The 13,680-nt window shown below is 71.2% G+C and carries 10 protein-coding genes; 4 read left to right on the top strand and 6 right to left on the bottom strand.

Annotated features, from left to right (window positions below):
• Nucleotides 1–45 precede the first annotated feature (45 nt).
• From ACZ4Z4_RS33550 to ACZ4Z4_RS33540, 3 genes are all read right to left on the bottom strand, one after another.
• Nucleotides 46–1,533 (bottom strand): Gfo/Idh/MocA family protein, encoded by a 1,488-nt coding sequence (locus tag ACZ4Z4_RS33550; protein ID WP_468335946.1) that lies wholly within the window; start codon nucleotides 1,531–1,533, stop codon nucleotides 46–48.
• Nucleotides 1,534–1,681: 148 nt separating this feature from the next.
• Nucleotides 1,682–4,606: an FAD-binding and (Fe-S)-binding domain-containing protein gene (locus tag ACZ4Z4_RS33545; RefSeq protein WP_468335943.1), complete on the bottom strand. Its 2,925-nt coding sequence runs from the start codon at nucleotides 4,604–4,606 to the stop codon at nucleotides 1,682–1,684.
• Nucleotides 4,607–4,660: 54 nt separating this feature from the next.
• The gene (locus ACZ4Z4_RS33540) at nucleotides 4,661–5,104 is read right to left on the bottom strand and encodes a MarR family winged helix-turn-helix transcriptional regulator (protein ID WP_468335940.1); all 444 of its coding nucleotides are present in this window, start codon (nucleotides 5,102–5,104) and stop codon (nucleotides 4,661–4,663) included.
• Nucleotides 5,105–5,198: 94 nt separating this feature from the next.
• Between ACZ4Z4_RS33540 and ACZ4Z4_RS33535 the strand changes: the two genes are divergently transcribed.
• From ACZ4Z4_RS33535 to ACZ4Z4_RS33520, 4 genes are all read left to right on the top strand, one after another.
• Nucleotides 5,199–7,007, top strand: a complete 1,809-nt coding sequence (locus ACZ4Z4_RS33535) for an ABC transporter ATP-binding protein (protein ID WP_468335937.1) — start codon at nucleotides 5,199–5,201, stop codon at nucleotides 7,005–7,007.
• Nucleotides 7,008–7,050: 43 nt separating this feature from the next.
• A complete protein-coding gene (gene mltG, locus ACZ4Z4_RS33530; protein WP_468335934.1) occupies nucleotides 7,051–7,863 on the top strand; it encodes an endolytic transglycosylase MltG in 813 nt (270 codons plus the stop codon).
• A 118-nt stretch (nucleotides 7,864–7,981) separates the two neighbouring features.
• Nucleotides 7,982–8,683: an antibiotic biosynthesis monooxygenase gene (locus ACZ4Z4_RS33525; RefSeq protein WP_468335931.1), complete on the top strand. Its 702-nt coding sequence runs from the start codon at nucleotides 7,982–7,984 to the stop codon at nucleotides 8,681–8,683.
• A 171-nt stretch (nucleotides 8,684–8,854) separates the two neighbouring features.
• Complete coding sequence (locus ACZ4Z4_RS33520) at nucleotides 8,855–10,177, top strand: S8 family peptidase (RefSeq protein WP_468336251.1); 1,323 nt, start codon at nucleotides 8,855–8,857, stop codon at nucleotides 10,175–10,177.
• Between the two features lie 36 nt (nucleotides 10,178–10,213).
• On the opposite strand, the gene ACZ4Z4_RS33515 is transcribed toward ACZ4Z4_RS33520, so the two are convergent.
• From ACZ4Z4_RS33515 to ACZ4Z4_RS33505, 3 genes are all read right to left on the bottom strand, one after another.
• On the bottom strand, nucleotides 10,214–11,281 hold the full coding sequence (locus tag ACZ4Z4_RS33515) for an NAD(P)-binding domain-containing protein (protein ID WP_468336248.1): 1,068 nt from the start codon (nucleotides 11,279–11,281) through the stop codon (nucleotides 10,214–10,216).
• A gap of 117 nt (nucleotides 11,282–11,398) precedes the next feature.
• Nucleotides 11,399–12,607, bottom strand: a complete 1,209-nt coding sequence (locus ACZ4Z4_RS33510) for an LLM class flavin-dependent oxidoreductase (RefSeq protein WP_468335928.1) — start codon at nucleotides 12,605–12,607, stop codon at nucleotides 11,399–11,401.
• 2 nt (nucleotides 12,608–12,609) lie between these two features.
• Entirely contained in the window at nucleotides 12,610–13,656 is a 1,047-nt protein-coding gene (locus tag ACZ4Z4_RS33505) for an ABC transporter substrate-binding protein (protein ID WP_468335926.1), read from the bottom strand.
• Nucleotides 13,657–13,680: the final 24 nt, after the last annotated feature.

Raw genomic sequence — 13,680 nt, 5'->3', positions numbered from 1 at the left:
GACGGGCCCGGTGCCAGAACCACGGCACCGAGCCCGCCCCGGCCCTTACGCCTTCGGCTTCTCCGAGTCCACGCCCGGCCTCGCCTTCTTCCACAGGCCACGCGTGAAGTCCGGGACCGCCTGCGGCGCGCCCTTCGCCTTGATCGACAGATGGCTCAGCGGGACGGGCGCCGTCCACGTCGCGGCGTCGTACACGTCGAAGTCCGGCACCAGGCCGAGCTGCATGGTCTGCATCAGCCGGAAGATCATGATGTAGTCCATGCCGCCGTGCCCGCCGGGCGGGTTGGAGTGCTCCTTCCACAGCCAGTGGTCGAAGTCGGCGTACTTGGAGAAGTCGGCCCACTGGTCGTTCGTGTGCTCCGGCTCGATGTAGATGCGGGCGGGGTAGTCCTCGAAGACGCCCTTCGTGCCGCCGAGGCTGTTGATGCGGCTGTAGGGGTGGGGCGTCGAGACGTCGTGCTCCAGACGGATCACCCGTCCCTTCGCCGTCTGGACGAGGCTGATGGTGCGGTCGCTCTCGATGTACGTCTCCTTCCAGCTGGGGTCGCCCGGCGGCATGTGCGCCTTGCGGTACTCGGCGAGGCCGAGCGCGGGTGTGCCGAAGCTGGAGATGTGCGTGACGCGGTCGCCGCGGTTGACGTCCATGTAGTTGGCGACCGGGCCGAAGCCGTGGTTGGGGTAGAGGTCGCCGCGCAGCCGCGTGTGCCACAGGCGGCGCCACGGACCTTCGTAGTAGTCGGGGTCGAACATCAGGCCGCGCAGGTCGTGGTTGTAGGCACCCGCCCCGTGCAGCAGCTCGCCGAACTTGCCCGCGTGCGCCATGCGCAGGACACGCATCTCATTCTTGCCGTAGCAGCAGTTCTCCAGCTGCATGCAGTGCCTGCGGGTGCGCTCGGACAGGTCGACGAGCTGCCACAGCTCGTCCAGGCGCATGGCGATCGGACACTCCACGCCGACGTGCTTGCCGTTGACCATCGCCGACTTGGCCATGGGGAAGTGGAGTTCCCAGGGCGTCGCCACGTACACGAAGTCGATGTCGCCGCGCTTGCACAGGTTCTCGTAGTCGTGCTCGCCCTTGGTGTACGTCGCGGGGGCGGGCTGGCCCGCCGCCGTGACCTTCTTCGCGGCGGCCGCGGTCTTGTCCTTGACCGGGTCGCAGAGGGCGACCACACGCACGCCCGGTATCGCGAGGAACAGGTCGATCATGCTGCCGCCGCGGTTGCCGAGCCCGATGATCCCGACCCGCACCGTGGAGCGCCGCTCGAACGGCACGCCGATCATGGTGGCGCCCTTGCGGGCGGGGGCCCCGGCCGCCCCTGTACCCGACGTGTCCGACGCCGGGGCGGCCGCGGCCGTGGCAGGGACGTCGGCGTGTGCCGGGCCGCCGGCGAAGGCGCCGACTCCGAGCCCCGCACCGGCGAGGCCCGCCGTGCGGAGCACCGTGCGGCGGGAGTGGCCGTCTCCCGCAGTGCTCCCGGTGCCGTCGTCGGGGGTGGTGCCGTCAGGGGTCGGGGTGGCGTTCTCGTCGTGCATCGGACCTCCGTAGCTCAATGTCGGCTGGTCTCTACCACTGGGGCGGAAGCCACCCTGGTGGCGGCCCGGCCGGGGCGCAAGAGACAGGAGGGACCGAAGAGTTGGACTTATTGACGGGACACCGGAGAGCACGGGGACGGGGGACCGGTCACGGACGTGTCGCGCGCTCCAACTCCAGGAGTACGGAGTAATAGCCGCGGCCCGTCGCGTGGTCCATGCCCACCTCACACATGCGGTTCGCCGAGAGGTGCGCGTCGAAGGGGCGGGACGTGACCTCCGCCGCCTCCTTGCGCGTGGCCGATTCCGTGAGCTCCTTGTGGAGCATGCCGCGGTCGCCCGCGAAGGCGCAGCATCCCGCGTCGTCCGGGACGACCACCTCGTCCGCGCAGGCCTCGGCGACCGCCCGGAGCTGTGGCTCGTCCCCGAGGTGCCGCATGGAACAGGTGGGGTGCAGCACGGCGGAGCCGACCGTGCGGTGCACCGTCAGGTGGGGCAGGAGCTCGTCGGCGGCCCAGACGATCGAGTCGACGACCGTCAGCTCCCGGTGCAACTCGCGGTTGTCGGCGGTCAGGTAGGGCACGACCTCGTGCGCGATGCCGAGCGTGCAGGACGAGGCATCGACGACCAGCGGCAGGCGGCCGCCGGCCGTCCAGCCCCAGGCCGCCTCGACGATGCGATTGGCCATGACCCTGTTCCCGGCGTCGTACCCCTTGGAGTGCCAGATCGTCGCGCAGCACGTCCCCGTGACATCGTCCGGAATCCAAACCGGCTTCCTCGCGCGCGTGGAGACGGCGACCACGGCCTCCGCCAGGGAGCGGTCGCCCGGCCCGCCGAAGATGCGGTTGACGCACGCCGGGTAGTAGACGGCCGAGGCGCCGACGCGTGCGGTGCGCGGCAGCTTGCGTGCGGCGGCCCCGGGGATCTGCGGCAGCCACTCGGGCACCAGGTCCGGACGCACGGCCTTGCGGGCGGTGCGGGTCACCGCGGTCAGGAGTCGGTCACCGATCCGGTCGGCGGCGGCCACCGCCAGCCGGGCGGACGCCTCGACGGCCTTGAAGTTCCTCGCGGCGAGAGCGGCCGCCTTCTCCTCGCGGGGCGAGTGCCGCGCGTGCCGGAAGTCCTTCATCAGGGCCCCCGTGTCGATGCCCACCGGGCAGGCGATCGCGCAGGTCGAGTCGCCCGCGCAGGTGTCCACGGCGTCGTAGCCGTACGCCTCGACGAGGCCGTCCTCGACGGGGGAGCCCGGGGGCTGGCGCATCATCTCGCGGCGGAGCACGATGCGCTGGCGCGGGGTCGTGGTCAAGTCCTCGCTGGGGCACGTCGGTTCACAGAAGCCGCATTCGATGCACGGGTCGGCGATCGGCTCCACCCTGGGGATGGTCTTCAGGCCGCGCAGATGAGCCTTCGGATCGCGGTCGAGGACGATGCGGGGCGCGAGCACCCCGTCCGGGTCGATGACCTGCTTGGTGCGCCACATCAACTCGGTCGCCTTGGGACCCCATTCGAGCTCCAGGAAGGGCGCGAGGTTGCGTCCCGTGGCGTGCTCGGCCTTGAGGGAGCCGTCGAAACGCTCCACCGTCAGACGGCAGAAGTCGTCCATGAACGCCGCGTAGCGCTCCACGTCCGTGGGGAGCGCCGCGTCGAAGGCGAGCAGGAAGTGGAGATTGCCGTCCGCCGCGTGGCCCGCGACGGCTGCGTCGAAGCCGTGCCGCGTCTGGAGGTCGAGCAGCGCTTCGCAGGCCTCCGCGAGCCGGCCCGGCGGGACGGCGAAGTCCTCGGTGATCAGCGTCGTCCCCGCAGGACGGGAGCCGCCGACAGCGGTGACGAACGCCTTGCGCGCCTTCCAGTAACCGCCGGCCGTCTTCGCGTCGCGGGTGAACGTGTTCGTCACCGACGGGACGGGCGCGACCAGTTCGAGCCCTTCGAGGACCTGGGCGGCCGCCGCTTCGTACGCCTCCCGTGCGGCCTCGTCCGGGGCGCGGAACTCCACCAGGAGGGCGGCCGTGGACTTCGGCAGGTCGGCCCAGTCGGCGGGCACGCCCCGCACGCTGACCGACGCGCGCAGGGTGTTGCCGTCCATCAGCTCCAGGGCGAGCGCGCCCGCCGCACTGAACAGCGGCACCGCGGCGGCGGCCGCGGGCAGCGAGGGGAAGAACAGCAGGGCGGTCGTCGTATGCCGGTCCAGGGGCAGCGTGTCGAAGACGACTTCGGAGATGAAACCGAAGGTGCCCTCGGAGCCGACCATCAGGCCGCGCAGGATCTCCACGGGCGTCGCGCCGTCGAGGAAGGCGTCGAGACGGTAGCCATTGGTGTTCTTGATCTCGTACTTGGCGCGGATGCGGGCCGAAAGCCCGGCGTCCGCCTCGATCTCCCGCTTGATGGCCAGCAGGCCCGTGCACAGCTCCGGCTCCGCCTGCGCCAGCCGCTCGTCGGCGTCCGGCTCGGCCGTGTCCACGACCGTCCCTGAAGGGAGGACGAAGGTCAGTGAGGCGACCGTGCGGTACGAATTGCGGGTGGTGCCCGCCGTCATGCCCGACGCGTTGTTCGCCACGACGCCGCCGACGGTGCAGGCGATCGCGCTCGCCGGGTCGGGGCCGAGCACCCTGCCGTACCGGGCCAGGGTGGTGTTGGCGCGCACGATCGTGGTGCCGGGGCCGATACGGGCACGCTCGCCCTCGCCGAGCACCTCGACGCCCGACCAGTGCTTGCGCACGGCGACGAGGATGTCCTCGCCCTGCGCCTGGCCGTTCAGCGACGTGCCCGCCGCGCGGAAGACGACTTCGCGGCCCTTGCCGTGCGCGTACGACAGGACGGCCGACACGTCGTCGATGTCCTCGGGGACGACCACGACCTGCGGCACGAAGCGGTAGGGACTGGCGTCCGACGCGTACTTCACGAGGTCGGAGATCTTCGTCAGGACCTTGTCCGCGCCGAGCAGCGCGGTCAGTTCGGAGCGCAGCGGCTCAGGGGTGCCGCCGCCCCGCCGGTCCGGCACGCGGTCGTGCGACGGGCCCTGCGCGCGCGCCGCGGGATCGGGGCGCAGGGCGTCCGGCTCGGGCTCCAGCAGTGGCATGAGCTCTCCTCGACGGTTGCGGCGACGGTGTGCGGCGCCCGGCGGCGAACGGGGTCAGCAGCGGCGGACGTCCGGCACGTCGAACAGCGCGTTCAGCAGGACGCCGAGCTGGGCGCGCTGCTCGGTGTCCAATGGAGCCAGGATGTCCTCCGCGGCGGCGCGGCGCGCGCCGCGCAGCTCACCGAGGGCCTTGAGTCCGGCGTCGGTGAGCTCGATGCGGATCACCCGGCGGTTGGTGGGGTCGGGTGCGCGGCGCACGAGATCGGCGGCCTCCAGGCCGTCGACCAGGGTGGTGACAGCGCGCGGCACGACTTCGAGGCGCTCGGCGAGATCGGCCATGCGGGGCGGGGTCTCGCAGTGCGCGAGGGTGCGCAGCAGGCGGGACTGGGCGGGCGTGATGCCGATCGGCACCAGATGGCGCTTCTGGATCCGCTGCAACCTGCGGGTCAGCCGCAGCAGCTGTTCGGCGAGCAGGCCGTCTGGGTCCGGGGTGTTCATGCGGGAACATTACCAGGACCTTGTGCATTGTGAGTATAGGTAACAGTGAGCTATGCTCCCCGAGTCGTCCTCGTCCGAAATCCCGAAGGAGCCCATGCGCCACGACGAACCCACCTGGACGCCGCAGCCCCCCGCCCCCGGCGAGGAGCCGCAGCCACGCCAGATGCGCCGCATCCTCCGCCTCTTCCGGCCCTACCGAGGCCGCCTCGCGCTCGTCGGCCTGCTGGTCTGCGCCGCGTCGCTCGTCGGCGTGGCGACCCCGTTCCTGCTCAAGGAGATCCTCGACACCGCCCTGCCGCAGGGGCGCACGGGCCTGCTGAGCCTGCTCGCGCTCGGCATGATCCTCAGCGCGGTCGTCACCAGCGTCTTCGGTGTCCTGCAGACCCTGATCAGCACATCCGTCGGCCAGCGCGTCATGCACGACCTGCGCACCGCGGTCTACGGCCGGTTGCAGAGCATGTCCCTGGCCTTCTTCACCCGCACCCGCACGGGCGAGGTCCAGTCCCGGATCGCCAACGACATCGGCGGCATGCAGGCCACGGTCACCTCCACCGCCACGTCCCTGGTCTCGAACCTCACGGGTGTCATGGCGACCGTCGTCGCCATGCTCGCCCTGGACTGGCGCCTCACGGTGGTCTCGCTCCTCCTGCTCCCAGTCTTCGTGTGGATCAGCCGCCGCGTCGGCCGCGAGCGCAAGAAAATAGCCACACAGCGCCAGAAGCAGATGGCCGCGATGGCCGCGACGGTCACCGAGTCGCTCTCGGTGAGCGGCATAGTCCTCGGCCGGACCATGGGGCGAGCCGACTCCCTCACCAAGTCCTTCGCCGAGGAGTCCGAGCGACTGGTCGACCTGGAGATCCGGTCGAACATGGCGGGCCGCTGGCGCATGGCCGTCATCTCGATCGTCATGGCCGCCATGCCCGCCGTCATCTACTGGACCGCGGGCATCGCCTTCCAGGCCGGCGGCCCGACGGTCTCGATCGGCACGCTCGTCGCCTTCGTCTCGCTCCAGCAGGGCCTGTTCCGCCCGACCGTGAGCCTGCTCTCGACCGGCGTGCAGATCCAGACGTCGCTCGCGCTCTTCCAGCGCATCTTCGAGTACCTCGACCTGCCCGTCGACATCACCGAGCCCGAGAAGCCGGTGCGCCTCGACGAGATCAAGGGCGAGGTCCGCTTCGAAAAGGTCGAGTTCCGTTACGACGAGAAGTCGGGCCCCGCGCTCCAGGACATCGACCTCGTCATACCCGCGGGCGGCAGCCTCGCCGTGGTCGGCACCACCGGCTCCGGCAAGTCCACCCTGAGCCATCTGGTGCCCAGGCTCTACGACGTCACGTCCGGGCGCGTCACCCTCGACGGGGTCGACGTGCGCGACCTCGACTTCGACACCCTCGCGCGTGCCGTCGGCGTCGTCTCCCAGGAGACGTATCTCTTCCACGCCTCGGTCGCGGACAACCTCCGCTTCGCCAAGCCCGACGCCACCGACGAAGAGCTCGCGACCGCCGCCCGCGCCGCCCAGATCCACGACCACATCGCGTCCCTCCCCGACGGGTACGACACGGTCGTCGGCGAGCGCGGCCACCGCTTCTCCGGCGGCGAGAAGCAGCGCCTGGCCATCGCCCGCACCATCCTGCGGGACCCGCCGGTCCTCATCCTCGACGAAGCGACCAGCGCCCTGGACACCCGCACGGAGCGAGCAGTGCAGGAGGCCATCGACGCGCTGTCCGCGGGCCGGACCACCCTCACCATCGCCCACCGGCTCTCCACCGTCCGCGACGCCGACCAGATCGTGGTCCTGGACGCCGGCCGCACCGCCGAGCAAGGCACCCACGAGGAGCTCATGGAGCGCGACGGGCGTTACGCCGCCCTCGTCCGCAGAGACGCCCAACTGGAGCCGGTGACGTGAAGATATGCCAGGAATATGACCATTTGCGGGTTACCGTGCCCGCATGCAGACCAAGACTCCGAGACGGGGCACGACTCAACTGACGCGCCGGGGCCGGATCGCCCTGATCGCGACCGGAGCCGCCGTCGCGGCAGCCGCTGTGGCGGTGCCGCTGCTGCTTCCTGACGACGACGCACAGCACGAGACCCTGACCATCCCGGAGGGGTGGCGCTCGGGGCAGGTGTACGCGGCCGTGGACAAGGCTCTCGGGGTGCCCGCCGGCACCACGAAGAAGGCGCTCCCGAAGGCCGGCCTCAAACTCCCCCGCGACGCCGGTGGCAATCCCGAGGGGTACCTCTTCCCGGCGACGTATCCGATCGACTCGCAGTCGACTCCGGCATCCGTCCTGTCGTACATGGTGAACACGGCGAACAAGAAGTTCGGCGGAGGTCAGGTCACGGCGGGCGCAGAGCGGAATGCCGTCAACCTCTACCAAACCGTCACCATCGCGAGCATGATCGAGGCCGAGGCGGGCTCCAAGGAGGAGATGGGCAAGGTCGCCCGGGTCATCTACAACCGCCTCGACCAGGGCATGCCGCTCCAGATGGATTCCACCATCAACTACGCGCTCAACCGCTCCACACTGGCCACCAGCGAACGCGACACCAAGATCAACAGCCCGTACAACACCTACGCACGCATGGGTCTGCCGCCCACGCCGATCGGCAACCCCGGGGAAGAGGCGATGCGGGCGGCCGTCAACCCGACTCCGGGGAACTGGCTGTACTTCGTGACGGTCAAGCCGGGAGACACGCGTTTTACGGCGAGCTTTGAGGAACACCAGAAGAACGTGGGGGAGTTCAACAAGGAGAAGTAGCAGGAGGCCAGGGCGAGTCAGGGGGACTCGCCGGGGTTCGGCTTCTCCTTGACCTCAACCGTGGTTCAGGTACAACGCTTTTCTCAACCGTACCGCTCAGTAGCAGGAGGAGCCGACCATGGCCGCACCGATATCACGTGCCTTTCCCGACGTCCGGCGCGCGGACGCCGGTACGATCCTCGTCAGTTCCTGGACCCTGCCGGCCCCGGGGGTCCAGAAGCAGGCCGCGGACCTGGTGATCGAGGAGTGGGAACACCAGGAACGCCCGGCGGCGATGCTGTCGTTCACCACATTCCTCAGCGAGAACGGCCGTGAGGTACTGAATTACGCGCAGTGGACGGATGACGACTCCCACCGCGAGTGGGCACGTGCGGCCCAGAACTCCGAAGACATGAGCCGGGTCGACCGAATGGTCCTCGGCATCGAGCGGCCCGGGGAGGTGCGCTATTCGCTCTATCGCAGCTACGCGACCGAGGAAAGGGCGGAAAGCACCCCCGGCGCACTGGTCACCCCCATCTTCCAGACCGACGGACCCGACCGGCAGCGCGCCTTCATCGACGGCGTCGTGGCGATCCTGGAGCGGACCCGCCCGCCCGGTCTCCTCGCGGCCCACTTCCACACGAGCAAGGACGGCCGACTGGTCCTCAACCACGGCGAGTGGCGGGACATGTCGGCCTGGCGGCGCTTCACCGAGGGAGGCGGCACCGTCGAGCTGGGCGTGATGATCGACGGCCTGGAGGGCGTCACTCCGGCCCCCACCCAGCCCAGCGTGCCGCGCTATCTCCCGTACAAGAGCCTGGTGAACGTCGCCGCGCCCTGAACCCCGGCTCCCGGAGTGGCCGTCCGGCCTCTTGTGCCGCGCCGAGCGGCGCGAGAGGCTGGCATGCGCTCTTGCAGCGCCTTGGGCAACAACCGCACCGCGCACCGCACGCACCGCACATGATCCGACCCCTTCTGGGCAACGAAAGGTTCAGGTGCACCGGGAATGAGAATGCCCTCCCGTCGGCGGCAGGCAGCGGTGCTGCTCTCCGCCGCGCTGACCGCCACAGGCCTGCTCGGCGTCACTCCCGCGGCTTCCGAAAACTCTGTCGGCTCCGTCGGCCACGACGGCTCCACCGCCCCCGGCAAGAAACTGCGGCTTGCGAGCGCCTCGGAGAATGCCGTGCCGAACGGCTGGATCGTCGTGCTGAAGGACCCCGGCCCGAGGGACAGGAGCGCCACGGTCGGTTCCTCCGGTGTGGCCGGCGTGGCGCGCGAGCTCGTCGGCCGGGCCGACGGGGCGCGGCTCGGCCACGTCTACCGAGCGGCGCTGCACGGCTTCTCCGCCCGGATGAGCCGCGCGCAGGCCGCCGAACTGGCCGCCGACCCCCGCGTCGCATACGTCCGCCAGGACACCCGGGTTCGCATCGACACTCCGCGGGCCACCCCGCCCCGCGCTGAGGCCGGCGGGGTCTCCACCCGCGCACAGACCCAGCCCGACGCCCCCTGGGGACTGGACCGCATCGACCAGCGGCGCCTCCCGCTGTCCACCACGTACACCTACCGCACCACCGCCCCCGGCGTGAGCGTGTACGTCATCGACACCGGACTGCGGACCACGCACACGGAGTTCGGCGGCCGGGCCTCGGTCGGGACCGACACCGTGGGCGACGGCCGGAACGGCGACGACTGCAACGGTCACGGCACCCACGTGGGAGGCATCGCCGCGGGCGCGACGTACGGCGTGGCGAAGCAGGCCCGCCTGGTCGCGGTGCGCGTCCTCGACTGTCAGGGCGCGGGCACCATCGCGGGCGTCGTCGCGGGCGTCGACTGGGTGACGGCGAAGGCCGCCGGGCCCGCGGTCGCGAACATGAGCCTCGGCGGCGCGGCCAGCGACGTCCTCGACAGCGCGGTGCGGCGCTCCATACGCTCCGGCGTCACCTACACCGTCGCGGCGGGCAGCTCCGGACAGGCGGGCGGCGCCTGCGCCACCTCGCCCTCACGGGTGGCCGAGACGATCAGTGTCGGCGCCAGTGACCGGGGCGACCGCCGGGCTTCCTCCTCCAACCACGGCAACTGCGTCTCCCTGTTCGCGCCCGGGGTGCAGATCCCCTCGGCGTGGAAGGACGGCGACACCGCGACCGCGACTCTCAACGGCACGTCGATGGCCGCCGGGCACGCGGCCGGAGCCGCCGCGCTGCACCTCGGTTTCCGGCCCAAGGACACCCCGGCGCAGGTCAAGCGGGGCCTCGTCGACAACGCCACCACGGGGGTGCTGCAAGGCACCCCACCCGTCACACCCGACCGTCTCCTTTACACCCTGTACCTGCCCTAGGGCCCTGTACCTGCCCCAGGGCCTGCTCAGGACGGGTCACACCGCGACCGGCGTTCCTGCCAGCAACCGCTGGATCTCGCGCACCGCCGCACGGCCCGCGCGGTTGGCGCCGATCGTGCTGGCCGACGGCCCGTACCCCACGAGGTGGACGCGCGGGTCGGCGGCGGCCCGGGTGCCTTCCATCCGGATGCCGCCGCCCGGCTCGCGCAGCCGCAGCGGTGCCAGGTGGTCGACCGCCGGGCGGAAGCCCGTCGCCCACAGGATGACGTCGGCGTCGACACGGCGGCCGTCGTCCCACTCGACGCCGGTCGGGGTGATCCGGTCGAACATCGGCAGCCGGTCGAGGACGCCGTCGGCCCGCGCCCGCCGGATCGCGTCGTTCACCGGCAGGCCCGTCACCGACACCACGCTGCGCGGCGGCAGGCCCCGGCGCACGCGCTCCTCGACCATGGCGACGGCTGCACGCCCCCAGTTCTCGTCGAACGGTCCCTCGCGGAACACCGGCTCGCTCCGGGTGACCCAGGTCGTCGCGGCCGCGTACGGGGCGATCTCCATGAGGTGCTGCGTGCCGGACGCGCCACCGCCCACGACGATCACGCGTTGTCCCGCGAACGCCTCGGGTCCGGGATAGATCGCCGTGTGCAGCTGCCGCCCGCGGAACGTGTCCTGCCCGGGGTAGCGCGGCCAGAACGGCCGGTCCCAGGTGCCCGTCCCGCTGATCAGCGCCCGCGTCGACCAGGTGCCCGCCGATGTCTCGACGAGCAGCCCGCCGCCGTCGCCCTCGCGGACCCGGCGCACGTCGACGGGCCGCCGGACCTTCAGGTCGAAGCGGCGCTCGTACTCTTCGAAGTACTCGCCGATGACCTCCGACGACGGACGTGCGGGGTCCGCGCCCGTCAGCTCCATGCCGGGGAGCGCGTGCATGCCGTGCACCTTCCCGTACGTCAGGGAAGGCCACCGGAACTGCCAGGCACCGCCGGGCCGGGGAGCGTGGTCGAGGACCACGAAGTCCCGGCCCGGCACGAAGCCGACCCGCCGCAGGTGGTAGGCGCTGGACAGGCCCGCCTGCCCGGCGCCGATGACGACGACGTCCACGTCGTGCACCGCGGCTTGCGCCGCTTCCCGTACCGCCGCCGGGGCGGCCGCGTCTCGTACCCCGATGTCGTTCACGTTTCTACTAACTGCATCGGGTGCCGGGATCTTCCCGCCCGGCCGGATTTCTCAGCGTCCTCCGGCCACCAGCAGCGGCGCGCCGCCCGGCGCGGAGGCGGGGCGGCCGTTCGCCGCGGGCACGCCCGCCAGCGGCGACGCCGGAATCCGGGGCAGCAGCCCCCGCGCGGCCAGATCGGGGATGACGCCCTCGCCGAACCAGTACGCCTCTTCCAGGTGCGGATAGCCGGACAGCACGAAGTGCTCGACGCCGAGCGCGTGGTACTCCTCGATCCGGTCGGCGACATCGGCGTGGCTGCCGACCAGGGCGGTGCCCGCCCCGCCGCGCACCAGGCCGACACCGGCCCACAGGTTCGGCGCGATCTCCAGCTTGTCCCGCGAGCCGCCGTGCAGCGCGAGCATGCGCTGCTGACCCACCGACTCACTGCGGCCGAGCGCCTCCTGGGCGGCGGCGACGGTGTCCGGATCCAGGTCGTCGAGCAGCCGGTCCGCGGTCGCCCACGCCTCCGCGGCCGAGTCCCGCGAGATGGTGTGCAGCCGGATGCCGAAGCGGACCGTACGCCCCTCCCGCTCGGCGAGCCCGCGAATCCAGTCGATCTTCTGCTTGACCTGCTCCGGCGGCTCACCCCACGTCAGATACACATCCGTGTGCCGCGCGGCGACGGGCCCGGCGGCGGCCGACGACCCGCCGAAGAAGATCTCCGGCAGCGGGTCCGGCGGCAGCGCGGTCAGACCGCCCTCGATCCGGAAGTGGTCGCCGTCGAAGTCGTACGGCTTGCCGCTCCACACCCCTCGTACGACCGAGAGGAACTCGTCGGTGCGGGCGTAGCGGCGGTCGTGGTCCAAGTGGTCGCCGAACCGCCGCTGTTCGGTCGAGTCGCCGCCCGTCACCACGTTGAGCAGCAGCCGGCCGCGGGTGATGCGCTGATACGTCGCCGCCATCTGCGCCGCGAGCACGGGGGAGAGCACACCCGGGCGGAAGGCGACGAGGAACTTGAGGCGCTCGGTGTGCTGGGCGAGCGCGACCGTCGTCAGCCAGGCGTCCTCGCACCAGGTGCCGGTCGGGGTGAGCACCGCCTCGAAGCCCAACTGCTCGGCGGCCTTGGCGATCTGGGCCAGATACTCGATGTCGGGCGCGCGGACGCCGCTCACCGGAGTGACGCGGGAGCGTGTGATGCCGCCGTCGGTGTAGGCGTGCCGGTCGACGAGCGTGCGGCCGTCGCCGCCCGTCGGCAGGAACCAGTGCAGGTGGACGGTCATGGTCAGGACTCCTTGCGGTACGTGCGCGGCTTGGTGGTGGAGGGCGGCAGACCGCCGTTGAACCGGGTGTCGACGAAGTCGCCGAAGTCGATGCGGCGCGGGATCAGCTTCAGCTCGGCGAAGGTGTCCGCGATCTCCTGCTCGGACCTGATCACGTTCTTGTCCACGGCCACCGTGACGCGGGTGCCGTTGGTGCGTTTGACCGCGTCGAGCGCGACCTCGTAGGGCAGGCCCGTGTCCTTCGCCCAGACCTTCGCCCAGGCCTCCGGGTGCTCGTGGACCCAGTCCTGCGCCCTGCGGAGCCGCTTCAGGTAGTCGGAGATCGCCGCGGTCTTCTTCCTGTCCTTGAGCGCGCCGGGCGCCGCGGCCTGGAAGGCGAGGCCGTTCACCACCCCGTCGCCGTCGGTCAGGACGCGGCCCTTCCTGCCGCGCAGGACCTGGGAGGTGTACGGGTCCCAGACCGCCCAGGCGTCCACCTTCCCGCTGGTGAACGCGGCGAGCGCGTCGGCGGGCTGCAAATACTTGACGTCGACGTCCGCGAAGTCGAGCCCGGCCTTCCGCAAAGACGCGATCAGCTGGAAGTGCGCCGACGAACCCTGCGCCACGGCAACGGACTTGCCCTTCAGCTCCCGGGTCTTCCGCAGCGGCGAGCCATTGGGCACGAGGATCGTGTCTCCCGCCGCCGTGCCGTGGCTCGCGGCCACCACGGAGATCCTGGAGCCCGCGCCCGCCGCGAAGACCGGCGGCGTGTTGCCGATGCCACCGATGTCGACGGCCTTCGCGTTGATGGCCTCCAGCAGGGGAGGGCCGGACGTGAAGGTGGACCAGCGGATCTTGTAGTCGAGGTCGTCGAGCTCCCCGGCCGCCCGCAGCACGGCTTCCGAACCGCCCTTCTGGTCACCGACGTTCAAGGTCAACGACCCCTTGCCGTCGGTGCCGCCGCCGGAGCCGCCGATCGACGTGCCGGCGGACGAGGTGCCGGAGCAGGCGGCGAGCAGCAGGGCCAGGGGGAGCAGGAGGAGGGCGGGGGCTGGGCGTGGTCGTCGCATGGTGGTTCCGTTCGCTTCGATACG

The sequence above is a fragment of the Streptomyces sp. NPDC030245 genome (assembly GCF_055572995.1).
Note: the sequence above shows the minus strand (reverse complement) of the source record. Positions and strands in the feature narration are given on the sequence as shown.

Coding starts and splice junctions, on each gene's coding strand:
- ACZ4Z4_RS33520 (WP_468336251.1), top strand. CDS start 8,855: ATGCCCTCCCGTCGGCGGCAGGCAGCGGTGCTGCTCTCCGCCGCGCTG.
- ACZ4Z4_RS33550 (WP_468335946.1), bottom strand. CDS start 1,533: ATGCACGACGAGAACGCCACCCCGACCCCTGACGGCACCACCCCCGAC.
- mltG (WP_468335934.1), top strand. CDS start 7,051: ATGCAGACCAAGACTCCGAGACGGGGCACGACTCAACTGACGCGCCGG.
- ACZ4Z4_RS33535 (WP_468335937.1), top strand. CDS start 5,199: ATGCGCCACGACGAACCCACCTGGACGCCGCAGCCCCCCGCCCCCGGC.
- ACZ4Z4_RS33510 (WP_468335928.1), bottom strand. CDS start 12,607: ATGACCGTCCACCTGCACTGGTTCCTGCCGACGGGCGGCGACGGCCGC.
- ACZ4Z4_RS33545 (WP_468335943.1), bottom strand. CDS start 4,606: ATGCCACTGCTGGAGCCCGAGCCGGACGCCCTGCGCCCCGATCCCGCG.
- ACZ4Z4_RS33525 (WP_468335931.1), top strand. CDS start 7,982: ATGGCCGCACCGATATCACGTGCCTTTCCCGACGTCCGGCGCGCGGAC.
- ACZ4Z4_RS33540 (WP_468335940.1), bottom strand. CDS start 5,104: ATGAACACCCCGGACCCAGACGGCCTGCTCGCCGAACAGCTGCTGCGG.
- ACZ4Z4_RS33505 (WP_468335926.1), bottom strand. CDS start 13,656: ATGCGACGACCACGCCCAGCCCCCGCCCTCCTCCTGCTCCCCCTGGCC.